Genomic DNA, 16,123 nt, shown 5'->3' on the forward strand with positions numbered 1-16,123 from the left:
GTGGAATATGCGGTTCAGCGCGCGTCCTTCGCCCAGGCCACCTATATAATGTACGCCGGAGTCAAAGATCACGCGGTTACGTACATAGGTTTGCAGGCAGCCGCCGATCTGTTTGTTCTTTTCAAACACTGCAACACGATACCCGTTACGGCTTAATAAAGCGCCGCAAACCAGGCCTCCGAGCCCGCTACCGATTATGGCTACATCGTATTGCATAAGACTTTGTTTAATTACGGATTACTCAATTACGAATTACGAATTAAGAGCGATGGGATTGCAGGTTAGTGGCGAAAGCAATTAGCAGTTAGCAATTAGCTTTTAGCGTTACGCATTAAACACTTTGCGTTAAACGTTCTGCATTAAGCCGCTGCATCCCATTCGTAATCCGTAATTAACTAATCCGTAATTCCATTTTGTTTGATCACAAATATTACGTTAGACGTGTACTTCGTATTGTCTATCTGTTCCAGGCTGGCTCCCATTTGCTCAATCAACTGTTTCAGGCGCTGGCCGGAGAAAAAGGACAGCTGTTGTTTTGTTTTATTAAATCCCAGTAAACGTGTGCTGAAAAACTCCGTGAGCCGGGTGCCTTCATGGCGCTTACCCATGTCGGCATCGCCGTCCCGCACAATAATGACCCCGCCCGGCTCCAGCTGCTGCAGGCAGCGCCGCAGCAGCTGCTCCTGCTCCTGTGGCTGCAGGTAATGCAGCACATCGCTGATAATAAAGGCGTCGTGCCTGTCAAATGTGTAGTTCGTCACATCTGCATGCACAAAATTCACCTTATCATTTTTCAGGTAGCAATGGTTGGCAGTGGTTATTTTATCCTCATCATAATCCACGCCGGTAATGGCGCGTGCCGGCGAAAGAAAGTGCAGCATATAGCTCATAAAGCCATAACCGCAGCCAATGTCCAGTACACACCCCTTTTCCGGCACCAGGTGGTGAAACAGGGCGTAATTGTTTTCCATGCGGGTTTTAATGCGCATGTACCATTCCAGCACCGGGCCTTTATAAATGTAATTATAGACCAGTTGCTCGCGGAAGTAAGCAGGCGTTTCTATAGAATGGCGCAGCTGCTCATACTGTTGTTTAAAATAGCGGCTTATTTGTTTGGTGCGCGCCGCATATCCTTCTCCCCAGGTTTTATCCTGCGGGGTAATACGGGGCAGGTATTGCGCGGTAAGCACACCGTTCTTTAACAGGAAATCGCTTTTGCTCATCGTATAGGCGGTACCGTGAATAAGCACCGGCAGTATATCCAGCTGCAGCTGCTCGGCCAGGTAAAAGGCGCCTTTATGAAAACGCTTGATCACCGGATCGGGTGAGCGGGTGCCTTCGGGGTATACTACTATGGAATATCCCTGCGCTACCAGGCCGCGCAGCTTATCCACACTGGCCTCCGCCCCTTCTGCTACCGGGTAATAATCGGCCAGCCGCACCACGGCGCCAAACACCGGGGAGCGCCATACCCATTCATTGGTAAGCAGTATTACCTTGGGATGCAGTGAAATAGAGATGAGTATATCCAGGAAAGATTGATGGTTGCTGATAATTACCGCTGGTTTCTCCAGCTTTTCATGCAGCGGGTTCACCACGCGTTTTTTTACATTGCCCATAATGTGCAGCTGCGACCAGGTGAACCACGAAAGGCATACATGATACAGGTATTTGCCCTTTTGTTTGTTAAAAGGGTTCAGGCGTATGCATATAAAACCTACTGCAGTGAGCAAAAAGCTGCCCAGGGTAAAGTAGGTGAATGCAAATACAGATATGCACCAGCCGCTTAACGTCCAGGGCGCCCGGCCGCGGCGGGTACGGGCTGTTATGAGCCAGTTGAAAAGCAGCGGTATCAGCACCTGTGATATGAGCACCACACAGCCAATACCGATCATGGAAATGAGCGCAATGGAACGCAGCGACGGATGTTTGGCAAATATGAGCACGCCCAGCCCCAGTATGGTGGTAATGGCAGAGAGGAAGATGGAGGAACGGAAAGAGGACAGCTGCTCTTTACCGGTACGGTATTGCTGCAGCAGCCCATCCATTGTAAAGATGCTGTAATCATCACCCAGGCCGAATATAAAGGTGCTGAGAATAATGTTTACAATGTTAAACTCTATGCCAAACATGCCCATGATACCCAATATCCATACCCAGCTCACGAGCATGGGAATAAAGGTGATCAGCGCCAGCTCTATACGGCCGTAGGAGATCAGCAGCGCAAAAAACACCAGCAGGGAGGTCATCCAGGCAATGCTGTTAAACTCGTTGCGGATCACCTGCACCAGGCGGTTGGCGGCATATTGCTTATCCAGCACAGTAGTATGCGGCTGCCCGGCCAGCGCCTTGTACACGGCTGCTTTATGCTGCGGATCTACTTTCAGTAAGGTTACCAGTGATACGCGGTCTTTCTTTTCCGTAATATAATCGCCCAGGGAGCTGTTGCGCAGGGCTGCCATATCTGCGGCAGACATTACGCTAAAGCCCTGTTGCAGCCATTGCGTGAAAGGCGCAAAGGCCGCGGCTTTAAAACCGAGCGCAGGGCCCTGTTGCTGCAGGTTGCTGATCAGCTGCTGTTTTTTTTCTGTTGTCCAGTATTGCCGCCAGCGCCGTATGCGGGCCTGCTGCTCCTGCTGCGACAGCAGCAGGCTGCCAACGCCTGCATATCTTTTTACAATGCCCTGCCGCTGTAATTGCTGCACTACCGGCAGCATTTGCTCATTGGCCTGCAGCGCTGCTTCCAGGGTGCGGCCTTCTGTTACCACGTATACCGACTGCGCCGCATAGGCGCTCAGGCGGTTCAGCTTTGCTTCTGCGACTTTCAGCTCCGGCGTCATGAAGTTCATGCGCATCATGTCGCTTTCAAAGCCTACTTTGCCTGCGGTAAAGAAAAATATGATGGTAAGCAGCACAATACCTGCTACCAGGTATTTATTCTTCTCGGGCCGGTACGCCGCCAGCTTATCCACCCAGGTACGGGAATGCGCGGCGGCGGCAGCGGGCTGCTTTGTTAATATCCAGTGCGGCAAAAAAATGAGCGAGAACAAGGCGGCGCCTACCAGGCTTAGCGCGGCAAACAGCCCTACATCTTTCAGCATGGGCGACTCTACAAACTGCAAACACAAAAAACCGCCAATAGTAGTGAAGCTGCCAATGGTCATTGGCGTGGCCAGGTCGCGTATGGTTTCCCGTATATCGCCCAAATGGCGGTAGTGGTTAAATACGTGCAGCGAATAGTTCACTGCTATGCCCAGCACCACTGCGCCTGCCCCCAGTGCAATAACAGACAGGCTGCCTTTCAGCAGGTAAATGCAGGCCAGTGAAAACAGGGCGCCAAAAACCACGGGTAACATTACCAGTACAGGCGCCCGTTTTTTACGGAAGAACAGGGCTATGAGCACCACCAGCAGCACCACTGCAATGCCCTGTGTAAACAGGGTGTCTTTGCGCAGCTGCTGTGCATTACCTTCTGATACGGCAGTAGCGCCAAAGAAAGCGGCGGTTGTGTAAGCATGCTGCTGCTCCATGGCCGCCAGCTGTTGCTGCAATAGCTTCAGAAATGTTGCATTTTTTCCTGTTGCATTGGGCGGATAGGCGGGCGACAGGAACATGAGCAGGTGCCGGTGGTCTTTGGTCATGATATAACCATCATACAGCTCATACTGCTCATCTATCTGCAGCTGCTGCAGCTTTTTAACGCCCTGCCACGACATGCCCACCGGATCGGCCTGTATCATTTTCTTGAGCACCAGGCCGGCGGGCGATATTAAGGTTTGATAATTATGTTCCAGGGTTTGGTGCAGGCGCCGGGGCTGTATCAGCGAGTCAATGGTGCGGTAATCTTTTTCGTCCAGGAATACCGGCAGGTGCGCCTGTATGGTGCCTATCAGCCCCAGTATGGCGGTATCTTCCACGCGGCCCTGCACCTGTTTGATATAGGGCTGTAAGGGGTTGGCGGTATCTGCAAAACCGGCGGAAAGCGCTGCCGCAAACCCGGTAAGGCTATCGGGCTGCGCTGCGGCTGTAGTATCGCGCTGGCCGATCATGAGCACCAGCTTGTCTGCAAAACGCGAGTCGTTAAATACCTGCTGCAGCTTATCCAGCGTTTTATCCTGCGGCAGTATTTTGGTAATATCCTCCTCCAGCCGTATGCGCGACGCAAAATAGCCGGTAAGCGCGAAAACAGCCACCACGCTGATCCACAGCCAGGCTTTACGCGCTGCAAAAAAGTTATAGATATGTACAAAAAAACTACCCATGCTTTTGTTTTCTGAAGATGGCCAGCAATACATAAGCCGCCAATCCAAATATCAGCCCCGCAGCTACTGCCAGGGTTACGCTGCCGTATAAATACTGTAAAATGTTCTGCCGTACATCTTCCTGGGTAATGTGCTTACTGAATACCAGGAATGTGGCGCCCGTACGTACCCATACACGGCCCATCAGAAAGCTCAGGAACACAATTACCGGTATCATGGGCGGTATGCTGATGTTGGCGGCAATCAGCACCAATGCCTTGTTTAAACGGAAGTAAGCTGCCAGCGCCAACGCCACCAGCATCTGGAAACCCCAGATGGGCACAATGCCCATAAAAACGCCTAACCCGATAGCGCATGCTTTTTTAGCATTGGACTCCCGCGGGTTCAGCAGCACCTCTTTCCACAACCATTGCCAGCTTTCTTTTTTTAAAAGAAAACGGATGAAGTCACGCGGCTTAATGTACAGCAGGGTAATAAGCACCAGCACTGTATTCAGCACGCTGATGCGGGAAAAATCGCGGAAAGGACGGAAATGCGATACCCGCTCCTCTGCCGGCGGGTAATATACCTGTACCGGCAGCCAGTTTATTTTAATACCGCGCCAGGCGCTGCGCACCAGCACCTCTACCTCAAACTCATAACGGGTACACCAGAAACGGATAGGCTCCAGCAGCCGTACCGGGTATAAGCGGTAGCCCGATTGTGTATCGGGAGCCCTTATGCCTGTTTCAACCCAAAACCAGAAGTTGGAAAATTTATTGGCAAAAGAGTTTTTGCCGGGCATATTTTCCTGCTGCAAATTGCGGGCGCCAATAAGTATAGCGTCTTTTTCGGTTTCCAGCCTGTTCATGAACGCCTGCAGGTCGGAGGCGAAATGCTGCCCGTCCGCATCCATGGTGATCACATATTCATACCCCTGCTGCCGGGCGTACTGAAAGCCCCTGCGCAGGGCAATACCTTTACCACGGTTAGGATTATACGTTACCTGCTGTACCGCCGGAAACCGGTCCAGCACTCCGGTAGTATTATCTGTGCTGCCGTCATTCACCACAATCACATGCGGGGTACAGGACAGCACATCTTCCAACACCTGCCCCAGGGTAGCGGCGTTATTGTAAGTGGGAATGAGAACAGCGATATGTGGTGCGGTGTTGTAATTCACTAATCCGTAATTAAAAATGTTCCCTGGAACTTCATGAAAATGGTGCTGTCATGCTTAATGCTTGCATTCACCTTCACTATATTATCCGGCAGCAAGGTATATTGCAGGGCAACGGTTACCTGCGGCTGCACCACGGGATTTATCATTACCAGGAACTTCATGTTAGTGGCCTTTTGCAGCAATACTTTCTGCTGCAGGCTTTTTTCCAGCAGCTCCTGTATGGTTTGCATCATACATACGCCCGGCACTACCGGCTGGCCGGGAAAATGCCCTTCAAACACCGGGTGTGCTGCGTTCAGCGCCAGCACCGCTTCAAATGAGGCGCCTGTTTGCGCTGATTGTGTAATTGTATAAAAGCTTCCTTCCAACATTATTTTTGAACACGTTGTAGTGAAATATTGAATTTAAAGTGCTGGTGCTGTATCAGGATAGTATCCGGCACATTCTGCACGTAATGCCGCATCCACACCTTTACAACAGGTTTGCGCTTCGATGATTTTTCTATCCGCTCCAACCGGGTGCAGGCCGCATCTGTAATATAATAATTGTTGCCTTTGGCGGTGGGAATGGCAACATACCGGTACCCGCTGTCCTGCAAAACCCTGGCCTGTGAAAGGCTGGCGCGCATCAGCACCAGCTCAAAATCGTTGCGCAGCGTTTTAACAACTGCTTTCTTATCCATTTTGGGCAGCATGTAATGTTTTACAAAACCGCTGTCTTTGGTAAACTCAAAATCAAAAAACTTAAACCCCATTTCATTGGCAAATACTACCCGGAGGCTGCTGTCGGGCATTTGCTTAAAGAACAGCAGCCCGCTAAGGTGATGTTTCAGCACGTTTACCTGCGTGCTGTACAGCGTATTGGTGAATTGCGGGCGGAACTGTGTAATACAATCCGCGCTGCCGCTGCCCGGCTGCAGGTGCCGGTAGGCAGATGCGCACCCGCCCAGCAACAGCGTGCAAACCAGCAACACGTAAAAGCCGCCGGCCGGCAGCTTTGCTTTGCCATGGCCCGGGCATTTGCGCACACTATTTAACAGCAAATACAGCATCCGGTATATTTATATTTACCTGTTTATGCAAAAAGCGGATAATGGTATTATCCCCGCCAGCCTCCAGCATTTCAATGGAGGAAACAGAAAAATCTTTCTTATCCACCAGCAGCTCAATGGTTGTAAAGTACTGCTGCAGGGCTTTTGATACAGGTGTCATTTCCAGCTTGTAATACTGGCTATTTTCCAGCACTTTGGTGGTAAAGTCGGGGTTGTTAAACACATTGCCCTGTACACAATCCACGGTGATGCGGTTAATCTGCTCAAACAGCTTATTGCCCCTGGTGCTTACCCGGTTTTGCTTTTGCCCGTCTTTGGTAATAATGTCTTTACCATTCATCACCATCAGGTAGTACGATGGCTGCAGGTACTCCATACGCACCTTGTTCTCTTTACGGAACCAGAATTTTCCCTTGGAAACAATCTTGTCCGCCAGCATGCTGAGGTTCTTTTCCTGTACAAAATCCGCCTGTATGGATTGCGTATTTTGCGAGGTTTTGGCAAACTGCTGTTTAAAGGCAACTGCATCCGCCACTGGTTTAAAACCGGTTTGCGCATATACATGCAGCACACTCACACAACAAGCCAGTAACATCCATCTACGCATAAGCAGGTATATTTAACATTTTATCAACTCTTTCAATAGTATAGCCGCTGTTGTGCAGGTACGCTATTAACGCAGGTAATACCTGCACGGTTACCGCAGCGCTATCGTGCAGCAAAATAATGCTGCCGGGCTTCAGTTGGCTGGTAATGCGCTCCAGCAGCGGGCTTTCTTCCTTAATCACGGTGTCCAGTGAGCGTATGTTCCAGCCCAGCGGAAAATAGCCGCCCCTTTGCACTGCTTTTTTCAGATTAGGATTGGTAACGCCGTATGGGGGGCGAAAGAACCGCGGGCGCAGGCCTGTTACCTGCTGCACCGCATCGTCTGTTTGCCGCAGCTCTGCCAGCATACGGGCCGGCCCAAACAGGTCGAACCAGAAATGATGGGTATAGCTGTGGTTGCCCAGCAGATGGCCCTCTTCGTGTGCCCGTTGCAGTATGGCGGCATTGCCCGGTATGTTTTTTCCAATGCAGAAAAAGGCTGCCGGCACTTTATGGGCCTGCAGTATATCCAGCACCTGCGGCGTAAAGTCCCGCAGGGGGCCATCATCAAAGGTGAGGGCCACCACCTTTTGCCGCGTTTGCACGCTGCAGGTAACCGGCATATAAAACCCGGCGGCAATATCCATGGAGCCCCATACTAACAGTAAGGTATATACGACCAGTAATACCGCAAATATCCACCAGGCCACGGGCTGCCATAAGTTGTGCAGGCAAAGCAGCCCTGCCAGCAGTAAAAAAGTGGTGATATTGGTAACGCGGTATAACAAGATATCTATGCTTTTTCCAACAATGCCATGGCATGGTGCGTGCCCTGGTACCGGTTATAAATTAATATCCTGTTCAGCTGCCGCGGCGCGGCGCCGCTGTACAGCACACCGGCCGGTACCTGTTGCTGCCGCAGCATGCCGGCCGCCAGCCAGGTAGCAAATGCGCTGGCAGTAGGGTACTCGCCGCACAGGTGCTTAAAGGCAGCCACGGGTGTTTGCGGAAACAAAGTTGCCGCCAGGCGGGTATAGCCCGCGTCTTCCCGCACATTGCCGTTACGCCCGGCCACCAGCAGGTCAATATCTGCAGCGCTTAGCCCGTGCGTTGCCAGAAAATCCTGTATGGCGCCGCTTACCTCCTGTTCGGATGCCGGTTTGTATACCGTGGCCAGGCCGGTTAGGCGGGCTACGGTACGCGCGCCCTTTTCAGCACCCAGCACAAAAAAGGCAGCGCCTTCCCCTGCAATGGTGCCGTGCGTGCTGCTTTGCAGCAGCGTGGTATTACTTATGGCCTCCTGCTTGTATAATCCAAAGCGGGATAAAATGGCATGGCTGTGATCTGTAATCTCATCCACACCGCCGGTTAGTACCTGCTGCGCGGCGTTTTCCCGTAGTATCATGATGCTGTCGAGCAGCGCGCTTTCAAAAGAAAAGCCCTTATGCACAAATGTGCTGTTGTAGGCATGGCAGCCGAGCAACAGCGCTATCTGCCCGCTCACGGTGTTATGTGTTGACTGTATGAACGGTGTGGGCGACAGTGATTTTTCCGCTCCCTGTATCATGCGGGTGAGGAAAACACCGGTATCGGCCAGGCAGCCGTATGCGGTGCCGGTGATAATGGCATCCGGCATGGCTATTCCCGCCTGCTGCATGCTTAGCCGGGCCGCTGCAATGCCCATTTTCACAACGCGGCCCATGCGGCGCATCATATTGGCATCGGCTATCCACTGCTTATAATCCGGGTCAACCACTTTGAGGCGGTTGCCTTCATACCCGCGTACCGGCGCCAGGAACGGGCCTTCCCCCGCAGTTTGCTGCGGTGATACACAACCCATACCCTGGATATATATGTTCATACTAAGTGTTAATAATTATTAATTCTGTTACTACTCCTTTGAAAATACCAGGCTGGAACAATTGCCTGCAAACCCAAAGGAGTTAGACATTACATGCGCCAGCCTGTTACCGCTTGAAAACGTGGTAACAGGCGCTACCGGCCACTCCTTCATGGGCGTGGTAAACCGTGCATTGGGATAGATAATGCCCTGCTGCGCGGCCAGCGCTGTAAACACCGCCTCTATGCCGCCGCTGGCGCCCAGCGTATGGCCGGTGAATGATTTGGTGGAGCTAACCACCGGGTAATGCGGCGCAAACAAACGTTCAATAGCTTTTGCTTCGGACGAGTCATTGTTTTGTGTGCCGGTGCCGTGCAGGTTAATGTAGGCAATATCCGCCGGCTGCAGCCCGCTCATATCCAGCGCGCCTTTCATGGCCAGGTAATTACCGGTGCCCTCCGGTGAAGAAGCGGTTTGATGGTACGCATCGCTGGTATTGGCATAACCGCTTAGCCGGCACCAGGGCCCATTGGGCAGGCGCTTAGCAACGGCGTCGCTTACCAGCACCACGTAACCTGCGCCTTCGCCCAGGTTAAGGCCCGCACGGGTATCGTCAAACGGCCGGCAGGGCTGCTGGTCCAGTATCATAAGCGTGTTAAAGCCATTGAGCGTAAAACGTGTAAGCGCGTCCGTGCCGCCTGCTAATACAATATCCACGATGTTATTACGGATCAGGCGCGCGCCATACATTAACGCATTGGCGCCGGATGAGCAGGCGGTGCTGATCGTAGATACATGATGCCGGATGCCCATGCTGTCTGCTACCAGCTCTGTAACGCTGCCGCATTCATGATGCACTACCTGCTGTAAACGGCCTTTACGCGGGTCCTGCAGGTAGGCGGCAAAAAAATCTTCTGTTTTGTCCATGCCGCCAACGGTGTTGGCAGACACAAAGCCTGCACGGTATTGCGCAATATTTCCCAGGCCGGTGCTGTCCCAGGCTTCCCGGGCAGCAATTTTACTCAACAAAGCTGTTCTGCTGATGTGTGCGGGCATGCCAGCCCGCGCTGCCAGCGCAGCATTATCAGCCTTCACTTCCGCTACGGGAAATACGCCGCGGTGCGCGGTATGCAGGTACTGCACATCATCCATACCGGGCTGCATACGGCGAAAAGCCTCCAGGCAGTCCGGCAGGCTGGCGCCTATACCGCAAATAACGCCGCCACCCGCTATCCATACCGGCTCACTCATCCCGGTTGCTTTTGATTAGCGGTGATATATTCGGCCATGCTGCGCACGGAATAAAATATTTCCGGTCCCTGCTCGGGGTTGGCAATGCGGATGCCGTAGTGCTGCTGCAGCAGTACAATCAGCTCCAGGGCGTCAATGGAGTCGAGCCCCAGCCCTTCTTTGAACAAAGGCTGATCATTTCCTATATCTTCAGGCTTTACTTCCTGCAGGTTCAGCTGCTCAATGATCTGCGTTTTCAGATCCGCCATCAATTTTTCCATAGTATAAACACAAGTAATTTTAAATTTTAACCGCCGGCTGCCGGTAAATATCCATTATCGCATCTGCAGTAAAAAGGGCGCTGCCCTCCCGCTGCTGCCGCTCTATCATGAACAATGCCGCCTCATACTGCTGGTCCATCACCTCTACCCAACCGCAAATGCAGGCGGTAGCCAGTCCGCCGCTCAGCAGCAGGCCGGCATAGCTGCTTACCAGCTGTGCATCAAAGCTGCCGGTGGTAAAAAAAATATGCTCTCCCTTAAAGCCGTGCCGTATGCATATTTCGCCTATTACAATATTGGGCAAAGTATATACAAACAGCGCGGGACTGGGAATATCCTTTACAGTATTATAGTAACGCAGGTCCGTATCAAGGCTGGCGCTGCGGTTGCTGAGCACCACTGCTACCTGCTCCGGCAAGTGATCCTCTACCGGCGCGGCGTTCAGCAGCACTTCTGCCGCCAGCCATCCCAGCTTGCTGAGCGGGTCCATTTTATGGAACTTGGGGTACTGGCCGGAAAAACGGTCGTAGCCCCTGCGCAGGAAATCCTGCAGCTCCACAGCCGGCGTGTGCTGCCACAGCAGGCTGCCGTTGCGGTACACCTGCTGATCCCTGATCACACAGCTTGCGGTAATATATGCGTTACTGTTGTTCAAGCTCGCTATTCAGTTTATCTATTTTTGTTCTCAGCTCAATGGTGCGCGCCAGCCTTTTCAAAGCCGTATCATGCTCCTTTACAAACGGATTGCTCATATCCCATACGTACCCTGCCAGCACAGAGCATATCTGCTGCTTTACCTTCGGGTCCGGATTTTCCTTAAAGAAAATGGTATCAAGCGTACCCTCATACCAGGCCATTACATAGGAACGGAAGGTATTAACCCCCTGCAGGGTAGGCGCCATGTACCCGGCCTCCCAGTCTACCGCCTCTCCTTTCAGCTTGCGGATAACCAGCTTGGCGGCTGTTTGGCTGGAAACACAGGCCAAAGTTACGCCGGATGAAAAAATGGGGTCCAGGAATTCCGTTACGTTGCCGGTAAGCACAAAACCATCACCATAAAATTTATCTGTGGTAGCGGACCATGACTGCAGCACGCGGGGCTCAAATACCAGCTCCACATCGCGGAAACGTTCGCGCGTATAAGGTTCCGCCTCCAGCAGGGCGCGGTACTGCTGCTCGGGCGTACCCGGGTATTGATCAAAAAACTCAGGATTGCCTACAAAGCCAAGGGAAGTTATGCCGGTGGCAAATGGGATGATCCAGATCCATACGCCTTTCTGGTGCACTACGGCTGTAATGCGGTTAGGCTCGTCGGCCATGGAGCGGCGTACATCATTGGTATGTGCAAACAGCGCTCTGCGCGGCTGCATCATGGAATGTTTTTCCAGGTTGAACAGGCGGGGTATTACCCGGCCGTAACCGCTGCCATCCACTATAAAGCGGGCCTGTATTTCGCTGCTGTTGCCCTGCGCATCTTCCACGGTGGTTACGCTATCCTGCCCGTTAAAGCGTATAGCAGTTACCGTAGTTTCGTATGCGATGGGTATGCCCATGCTTTCACAGGTGTCGGCCAGGGTTTTATCAAAATCGGCGCGGGTTACCTGCCAGGTCCAGTTCCACCCGGAGGTGTACTGCTCCTTAAAGGTAAAATCACACACGGCGTTCCCTTTTACAAACTTGGCCCCGGATTTTTCCTGGAAGCCCTTTTGTTTGATGGCGGGAATGAAGCCGGCTTCGTCCAGGGCCTCCATGCTGCGGGGCAGCAGGCTTTCACCGATTACAAAGCGTGGAAATTTCTGCTTTTCCACGATCTTTACTTTGTACCCTGCCTGATGAATAATGGATGCGGCCACCGTGCCCGCAGGGCCGGCGCCAATTACCAGCACATCCACCTGTTCTGTTTTCATTTATAAATGTTTATGCTTTTATACACTTTAATAACGTATAGCTTAACCCTACCTGGTTATTTTCATCCACCACCTTTAGCCCCGCATTTTCTATACACTGGAAAAATTCATCGGTATGGTACATCTGGCTGTTGCCATTGGCCATAGCGGTAAAGTACAGCGAGGTTTGCTGCAGGCAAAAAGCGGCTGATTTAAATACCTGCCGGTTCCAGAACGGCTCCAGTATAAAAATGGCGCCGTTAGGCGTAAGCGCTTCGCGGCAGCGTTTTAATATTGACTCTATTTCCGGTTCGGAAAAACAATCCAGGAACTGGCTCATCCAGATCACGTCAAAGCCCTGCGGAAAAGGCAGGCTTTCATCCAGGATGTTGGCTTCATGAAAAGATACGCGGTCCGCCACGCCGGCCTCCTGCACGCGTTGCTGCGCAATGGCTATTTCGCCGGGCAGGTCAAACATGGTTACCTGCACTTCTTTATCATAGGCCGTGCTGGCCAGTGTCCACTTACCGGTGTTGCCGCCGATGTCCAGCAGGCGGCGCGGCTTATCTGCAAATACAATGGGCAGCGCCTGCGGAAAGGCCAGGTCGGAATAATAGTGGTCAAAGTCGAACCAGCTTTTACCTATTTCGGGCGGCAGCAGCGGCAGGCCGGGGTAAATGGTGTCCCAGGGGCCCAGCTCCTTTAAGCCGGCAGGGCGGCCCTCCTGCAGGCTGTCTTTCAGGTGGTACATGCCTTTGTAGCAGATGTCCTGCACAAAATCCATGTTAATACGGGTAAGCTGGTCGTGCTCAATGAAATATCCTGTTTTGGTAAGGGAATATCTTTTATTGTTAACAATCAGCAGCTCCATGCCCAGGCCTGCTTCGAGCAGCACGCGGATGGCGTAGCGCGACAGCTTTACCTCCTGCATGATCTCGTCAATGGTAAGGCCGTTGGCGCCGCTTTTGCTCACCAGCTTCAGGATGCCAAAATCCCGCAGGGCCCTTGTTGCCTGGAAAGCGATGGGAGCAAATGCCAGCTGCAGGGCCGCTTCCTTGGCCTGCAATGCTGTTTTTGTTTCTTTGGTGAAAAATTCCATTGTTATGATTTACGATCTATGATCCTGTATCGCTGAATTGCTAAGCTGTTTTTGAAAATACCATTGCCGCATTACACCCGCCGAACCCTGATACTGTTTTCAGGTAATGCTGCATGGGCTGCTGCTCCAATGTGCTGCTTACCTTCACGGGCAGGCTTACGCCCAGCGTTTCAAAACCCAGGGTGGGTATAATTACCTGCTGCCGCAGCGCATGCATGCCTATGATGGCTTCTATTAACCCCGCGGCGCCCAGCGTATGGCCGTAATAGCCTTTAATGCTGCTTACCGGCGTGTGCTGCAAACCGGCCAGGTGCAGGGCTTTGGCCTCCATTTCATCGTTATACGGGGTGGCTGTGCCGTGGGCAGATACAAAGCCTATATCTGCCGGGGTAAGCCCGCTGTTGAGCATAGCCTGCCGCATGGCCATACCCAGTTCCGCGCCGGTACGGGAGGGCCCGGAAATGTGGTTGGCATCGTTACTCACAGCACCGGCATTTACCATTACTGCATTGGCCGGCGCCAGGGCCTGCCGATTGCTGAGTATTACCGTGGCAGCGCCTTCGCCCAGGGTAACGCCTTTACGCGCTGCGTCAAACGGGCGGCAGGGCTCGGGGCTTATGGCCTGGAACGACTGAAAGCCGGACAATACAAACTGCGTAAGCACATCGGCCCCGGTTACCACGGCATGGTCGTACCTGCCGGCAGCAATGAGGCGGCGGGCCGTTAAAATGGCCAGCAGGCCGGATATGCAGGCATTGCTTACCACCAGCGGCGCTGCATGGTAATGGAAATATTCCGCCACCTTTTTAGCCGTTGCGAACAGCTCCATTTGCGCCAGGGGCGGCTGCGCCGGCTGTTGCTCCAGCAGCGCTATATTTCCTTTTGTAGTTGATACAATGAACGCGGTGCGCCCATCTGTAATATCTATATTGGTTTGCGCCAATGCTTCCTGTACGGACAATATCAGCAGCTGTTCAAACTTCGTATATTCCTGCAGGTTACTACCGCCATACTCCTCCAGCTGGCCGGGGGCCATCATGGCGGCATAAAAAGCAGCAGGTGATAACAACGGATCATTATGCAGCCGTATACCGCTATGGCCCTGGCGCACCGTTGCAAAATTTGCGGCGGCGGTACGGCCCAGGGGCGCTGTAATATTATCCGCTATTACATATACCTTGCTCATAATAAACCCCACTGTTTCTTCCATGCTTCAAAAAAAGGAGGAATGGAGAGCTGTAAGGAGGAAGTGGCCGTATCAAGGAACACCTGTACGGACGACCCATCCGCCACCAGCTCGCCGGTGGCGGGGTTATACAGGCGGTACGTGAATTTAATTTTGGCAGCGGGCGTATCTTCATACTTCACTTCCACGATTACCCGGTCGCCATACCGGAGCGAGCGTTTGTAATTGCATTCCACTTTTACTACCGGCACTGTATAGCCATGATTAAAAATATCGAGATAGCGCAGACCGTATTTTTCGCCAAACGCTTCCCGTCCATCTTCAAAATAACGTACATAATGCCCGTGCCATACAATACCCAACGGATCTGCTTCATTGAACTTCACCAGTATGTTAGCCCGCTCTGTTAACTCCATGCTTTATGCTTTACACAATTAACGCTTTGCCTTCCACTCTTTATACTTATGTTTTTCCACATCTTCCAGCACTTTATGTATAGTATAGGCCCAGTAGTTACGGAAGCCGAAACCCTGCGCCTTGCCTTCCATTTTTTCCGAGAGCAGCACCTTTTTAGCGCCCATATCTATTAACGTTACATACATGGTGGCTGCTTTTTCCGCTTTGCTCATACCATCCATTACAAACAGCAGGGCCACGCCTTTTTTACCGTTGAAATTATAGCCTTTTACCACCTTTTCTACGTCAGCAGGCTGCAGGTGGTTGTAATCCGCGGCATTATCTGATTTCAGGTTTGCGGTGTTGATGGTTTCGTTGTGCTTGTTCACCAGCGAAAGGTCGGTAGTAACCTGGGTATGGAAAGCGCCGGCAATATCGTATTTCTTAGGCTCGTTCACTACTACGCTGTTAATGGATGGGAAAGCGCGGTCACGCATATCATTGGCATCCGCTACCTGCTCTCCTATTACCTTTGCCTGGGTAAAATCAATGCCCAGGTAAGTAAGGGGTGCGCCGGAAGAGAAAAATTCCCTGAGGGTTTGCGCCTGTGCGCTTACAGCAAACAGCAGGGCGGCAAACATTACAAACAAACTTTTTTGCGTAACGGATTGTTGTTGCATAACAATAACAGTATTTAGGGGGTTATGAAAATCTTCATTTCGCATTGGGCCACCAGCCTGCCGTTGAGGGTTACCTTACCGGTTACCATGGTAGCGTTGAACACCTCATGCCCTACTTCTGTAGTGGTTTCAATAAAGGCGCCCGCGGGGGGCAGCTCAAATATTTCCAGGTCTTTCACTGCGCCAATATAGCCCATAGGCACCGGCGTATTTTGCTGCATGGCCTGGTAACCGGCACGGGCAGCGGCTGTTTGTGCTATGTTTTCCATAAGGCCCGGCGGTGTAAACACACCGTCTTTCACGAAAATATTATCGGGGTCAATCTGCAGCCCGCTGCGGGTAAGCGGCCCTTCTGCTTCCAGTATACCTGTGACCATTACAAAGGGCGCCCTTTGAGGGATATAATGTATAATATGATCTGTATGAATGAACATTACACCTTTTGTTATCATTAGCAGTTAATTA

Annotated in this window: 17 protein-coding genes; all 17 read right to left on the reverse strand. The window is 52.0% G+C overall.

Features of this window, described 5'->3' with window-relative positions; all coding sequences use genetic code 11:
- Positions 1-216: NAD(P)-binding protein (locus VFS25_RS23795; protein ID WP_326464683.1), on the reverse strand; the 216-nt coding region annotated here is incomplete at its 3' end.
- Between the two features lie 179 nt (positions 217-395).
- A complete protein-coding gene (locus VFS25_RS23800) occupies positions 396-4,262 on the reverse strand; it encodes a 1-acyl-sn-glycerol-3-phosphate acyltransferase (RefSeq protein WP_326464684.1) in 3,867 nt (1,288 codons plus the stop codon).
- Positions 4,255-5,424 (reverse strand): DUF2062 domain-containing protein, encoded by a 1,170-nt coding sequence (locus tag VFS25_RS23805; RefSeq protein ID WP_326464685.1) that lies wholly within the window; start codon positions 5,422-5,424, stop codon positions 4,255-4,257. The genes VFS25_RS23800 and VFS25_RS23805 overlap by 8 nt, the downstream gene beginning before the upstream one ends.
- Positions 5,424-5,795 carry a 3-hydroxyacyl-ACP dehydratase gene (locus VFS25_RS23810; RefSeq protein WP_326464686.1) on the reverse strand — a complete coding sequence of 124 codons (372 nt, stop codon included), beginning with the start codon at positions 5,793-5,795 and terminating at the stop codon, positions 5,424-5,426. Before VFS25_RS23810 ends, VFS25_RS23805 begins: the two co-directional genes overlap by 1 nt.
- Complete coding sequence (locus tag VFS25_RS23815; RefSeq protein ID WP_326464687.1) at positions 5,795-6,475, reverse strand: hypothetical protein; 681 nt, start codon at positions 6,473-6,475, stop codon at positions 5,795-5,797. The genes VFS25_RS23810 and VFS25_RS23815 overlap by 1 nt, the downstream gene beginning before the upstream one ends.
- Positions 6,453-7,082 carry an outer membrane lipoprotein carrier protein LolA gene (locus tag VFS25_RS23820; RefSeq protein WP_326464688.1) on the reverse strand — a complete coding sequence of 210 codons (630 nt, stop codon included), beginning with the start codon at positions 7,080-7,082 and terminating at the stop codon, positions 6,453-6,455. Before VFS25_RS23820 ends, VFS25_RS23815 begins: the two co-directional genes overlap by 23 nt.
- Positions 7,075-7,848 carry a polysaccharide deacetylase family protein gene (locus tag VFS25_RS23825; protein ID WP_326464689.1) on the reverse strand — a complete coding sequence of 258 codons (774 nt, stop codon included), beginning with the start codon at positions 7,846-7,848 and terminating at the stop codon, positions 7,075-7,077. Before VFS25_RS23825 ends, VFS25_RS23820 begins: the two co-directional genes overlap by 8 nt.
- A gap of 5 nt (positions 7,849-7,853) precedes the next feature.
- Positions 7,854-8,921 (reverse strand): beta-ketoacyl synthase N-terminal-like domain-containing protein, encoded by a 1,068-nt coding sequence (locus tag VFS25_RS23830; protein WP_326464690.1) that lies wholly within the window; start codon positions 8,919-8,921, stop codon positions 7,854-7,856.
- Between the two features lie 30 nt (positions 8,922-8,951).
- Positions 8,952-10,151, reverse strand: a complete 1,200-nt coding sequence (locus VFS25_RS23835; protein ID WP_326464691.1) for a beta-ketoacyl-[acyl-carrier-protein] synthase family protein — start codon at positions 10,149-10,151, stop codon at positions 8,952-8,954.
- The gene (locus VFS25_RS23840; RefSeq protein ID WP_326464756.1) at positions 10,148-10,462 is read right to left on the reverse strand and encodes a phosphopantetheine-binding protein; all 315 of its coding nucleotides are present in this window, start codon (positions 10,460-10,462) and stop codon (positions 10,148-10,150) included. Before VFS25_RS23840 ends, VFS25_RS23835 begins: the two co-directional genes overlap by 4 nt.
- Positions 10,431-11,030, reverse strand: a complete 600-nt coding sequence (locus VFS25_RS23845) for a hypothetical protein (RefSeq protein WP_326464692.1) — start codon at positions 11,028-11,030, stop codon at positions 10,431-10,433. The genes VFS25_RS23840 and VFS25_RS23845 overlap by 32 nt, the downstream gene beginning before the upstream one ends.
- A gap of 22 nt (positions 11,031-11,052) precedes the next feature.
- Positions 11,053-12,318, reverse strand: coding sequence for an NAD(P)/FAD-dependent oxidoreductase (locus VFS25_RS23850; RefSeq protein WP_326464693.1), 1,266 nt, complete (start codon positions 12,316-12,318; stop codon positions 11,053-11,055).
- Positions 12,319-12,328: 10 nt separating this feature from the next.
- A complete protein-coding gene (locus tag VFS25_RS23855) occupies positions 12,329-13,396 on the reverse strand; it encodes a class I SAM-dependent methyltransferase (RefSeq protein WP_326464694.1) in 1,068 nt (355 codons plus the stop codon).
- Positions 13,397-13,436: 40 nt separating this feature from the next.
- A complete protein-coding gene (locus VFS25_RS23860; RefSeq protein ID WP_326464695.1) occupies positions 13,437-14,606 on the reverse strand; it encodes a beta-ketoacyl-[acyl-carrier-protein] synthase family protein in 1,170 nt (389 codons plus the stop codon).
- A complete protein-coding gene (locus VFS25_RS23865; RefSeq protein ID WP_326464696.1) occupies positions 14,579-14,998 on the reverse strand; it encodes an acyl-CoA thioesterase in 420 nt (139 codons plus the stop codon). The genes VFS25_RS23860 and VFS25_RS23865 overlap by 28 nt, the downstream gene beginning before the upstream one ends.
- Positions 14,999-15,016: 18 nt before the next feature.
- Positions 15,017-15,658 (reverse strand): hypothetical protein, encoded by a 642-nt coding sequence (locus tag VFS25_RS23870; RefSeq protein ID WP_326464697.1) that lies wholly within the window; start codon positions 15,656-15,658, stop codon positions 15,017-15,019.
- A 14-nt stretch (positions 15,659-15,672) separates the two neighbouring features.
- Positions 15,673-16,110, reverse strand: coding sequence for a 3-hydroxyacyl-ACP dehydratase (locus VFS25_RS23875; protein ID WP_326464698.1), 438 nt, complete (start codon positions 16,108-16,110; stop codon positions 15,673-15,675).
- Between the last annotated feature and the right edge of the window lie 13 nt (positions 16,111-16,123).

The organism is Chitinophaga sp. (assembly GCF_035761305.1).
GTDB lineage: Bacteria > Bacteroidota > Bacteroidia > Chitinophagales > Chitinophagaceae > Chitinophaga.

Excerpts from the sequence above, each read along its gene's own strand:
- VFS25_RS23860 (WP_326464695.1), bottom strand. The coding sequence starts at position 14,606 with ATGGAAGAAACAGTGGGGTTTATTATGAGCAAGGTATATGTAATAGCG.
- VFS25_RS23865 (WP_326464696.1), bottom strand. The coding sequence starts at position 14,998 with ATGGAGTTAACAGAGCGGGCTAACATACTGGTGAAGTTCAATGAAGCA.
- VFS25_RS23870 (WP_326464697.1), bottom strand. The coding sequence starts at position 15,658 with ATGCAACAACAATCCGTTACGCAAAAAAGTTTGTTTGTAATGTTTGCC.
- VFS25_RS23815 (WP_326464687.1), bottom strand. The coding sequence starts at position 6,475 with ATGCTGTATTTGCTGTTAAATAGTGTGCGCAAATGCCCGGGCCATGGC.
- VFS25_RS23830 (WP_326464690.1), bottom strand. The coding sequence starts at position 8,921 with ATGAACATATATATCCAGGGTATGGGTTGTGTATCACCGCAGCAAACT.
- VFS25_RS23855 (WP_326464694.1), bottom strand. The coding sequence starts at position 13,396 with ATGGAATTTTTCACCAAAGAAACAAAAACAGCATTGCAGGCCAAGGAA.
- VFS25_RS23875 (WP_326464698.1), bottom strand. The coding sequence starts at position 16,110 with ATGATAACAAAAGGTGTAATGTTCATTCATACAGATCATATTATACAT.
- VFS25_RS23850 (WP_326464693.1), bottom strand. The coding sequence starts at position 12,318 with ATGAAAACAGAACAGGTGGATGTGCTGGTAATTGGCGCCGGCCCTGCG.
- VFS25_RS23810 (WP_326464686.1), bottom strand. The coding sequence starts at position 5,795 with ATGTTGGAAGGAAGCTTTTATACAATTACACAATCAGCGCAAACAGGC.
- VFS25_RS23800 (WP_326464684.1), bottom strand. The coding sequence starts at position 4,262 with ATGGGTAGTTTTTTTGTACATATCTATAACTTTTTTGCAGCGCGTAAA.
- VFS25_RS23835 (WP_326464691.1), bottom strand. The coding sequence starts at position 10,151 with ATGAGTGAGCCGGTATGGATAGCGGGTGGCGGCGTTATTTGCGGTATA.
- VFS25_RS23820 (WP_326464688.1), bottom strand. The coding sequence starts at position 7,082 with ATGCGTAGATGGATGTTACTGGCTTGTTGTGTGAGTGTGCTGCATGTA.